Consider the following 1,729-nt stretch of genomic DNA (forward strand, 5'->3'; position numbering starts at 1 on the left):
GGTGGTATCAGAACGAGGCATATATTTAGAGAGGCGACGGCTGAACAGCCAGAAATTTTTGGTAGATATAGCAGCTATCTCAAAAAACGATTAAGACAAAAGCGGTGGGATTATGCAAGTATTAGAATTTTTGTGGACGATTATGGACAAGCGACGGATTTTTTAGACAGTGATTTTGAGGAATTTGATTTAGTGTTTAAAGAAAAAATTGACCCGCAAAGTTTATCGGATTATGACCGACAAACATATACAAAGGGGCAATGTTATATGCTTTACCAGTTTGCTCGTTTTGTGGGTAAGGAAGAATACCACTTTTATTTTTGTGTGAATCAAGATAATTATGATGAAAATGCCAAATACCCTAATAAATGGGGCAGTTTGGTGATTGAATTATGGACAACCAACCGATTTTATAAACCCTAATTTTGAGGAATTTGCTTGATTGGCTTACGTAGCCGCCCATGAGAAGCAGCGTATGTATGGAAGAGGTACTTCAGATTACCGTATTCCGGAAAAAACGAAATTATTTAAATTTCCTATTAAACAAGAACAATATACTCAACTTTATGAAAGAACGCGACAATATAAAAATGATATTGAAAATGGTGTTAAATTTTATAATATTACCAATAATTTTACCTGTGCATCGGTTGTTAGAGAAATTATCGGTACAACTATTCCTGATTTTCCTTGGGGGCGTAGTGCAGTATTAAGTGGGCATATTCGTGCAATTAATCCATATGCGCTATATCAGGATGTAGAAAAATATGCATCAGAGAGAGGAATTTCTGAAGTTGAAATTAGCGAAAGTGTTGATGTTTGGAAGAAGTTTATAATAAATATAAGGGATTCTGTAGAACTTCCTATAGATAGAATTCTGGAGGAACCATAAATGAGAATTTTATTTTTTTTATTAGTCTCTTTACCTGCATTTGCTCAAAATAATTGTGCAATTGAAAATCAAAAATGGTTAGAAGATATAACTTCAAGCACACATCTTAAAAATGTTAAAGATTATGCGTTTTCTAGAAATGATGTTTCGGCTATAAAAGAACTTATTTATATTTCTATAGATCATTTATTAGATCAAAAAATATTTTATAAACAAAATTATTATATATATGATTGTCGGTTTAATAAAAATATTGATCTCCCTAAAAAAATATTTGAACCTATAAAAACTGCAACTATAAAAATGAGGCATTTATTTATAAAACCAACTCAAAAAGAAAAGGGGATTTATGATTACTATATTAGCTATTTAGAAAAGAGAAATAACAGTTCTCACTGGAATTATTCTGAGATAGTAGAATTAGGTAGTGTATTAGATGCTATAACTGACTTTTCAGAAAATGATTTTATGGAATTAGGCTTAGTCTTTAAGAAAAAACAATTGCTTAAAAATATTCCATTGAAAGAAATTACAAAATATTACAATGTTAAGTATGATATAGATAATATAAATGAAAAAATTTTCAAAAAGATAGAAAATAAAAGTTATGCTATTTATGAGTATGAGGCAATTATTAATAAAGTTAAATTTAAATTTATTTTTTGTGTTAGTAAATTTAACTATATGGAAAATGCACAATATCCAAATAAGTGGAACCGCTTAATTATTGAAAGATTAGACTAATATAAGTGAACGAAAATATATTTATTAGCTGACATTCTTAAGCGTTGTATTTAAAAAGAAAATTAGTGAAGAAGCATATCATCAAATCAAAGC

General features: G+C 29.0%; 3 protein-coding genes. All 3 read left to right on the plus strand.

Features of this window, described 5'->3' with window-relative positions:
• Nucleotides 1–423: hypothetical protein (locus CVP05_RS12695; RefSeq protein WP_165773163.1), on the plus strand; the 423-nt coding region annotated here is incomplete at its 5' end.
• Nucleotides 424–442: 19 nt separating this feature from the next.
• Nucleotides 443–892: a hypothetical protein gene (locus CVP05_RS12130; protein WP_100289825.1), complete on the plus strand. Its 450-nt coding sequence runs from the start codon at nucleotides 443–445 to the stop codon at nucleotides 890–892.
• Nucleotides 893–1,636, plus strand: a complete 744-nt coding sequence (locus tag CVP05_RS12135) for a hypothetical protein (protein ID WP_100289826.1) — start codon at nucleotides 893–895, stop codon at nucleotides 1,634–1,636.
• Nucleotides 1,637–1,729: the final 93 nt, after the last annotated feature.

It is taken from the genome of Conservatibacter flavescens, from assembly GCF_002795425.1.
GTDB lineage: Bacteria > Pseudomonadota > Gammaproteobacteria > Enterobacterales > Pasteurellaceae > Conservatibacter > Conservatibacter flavescens.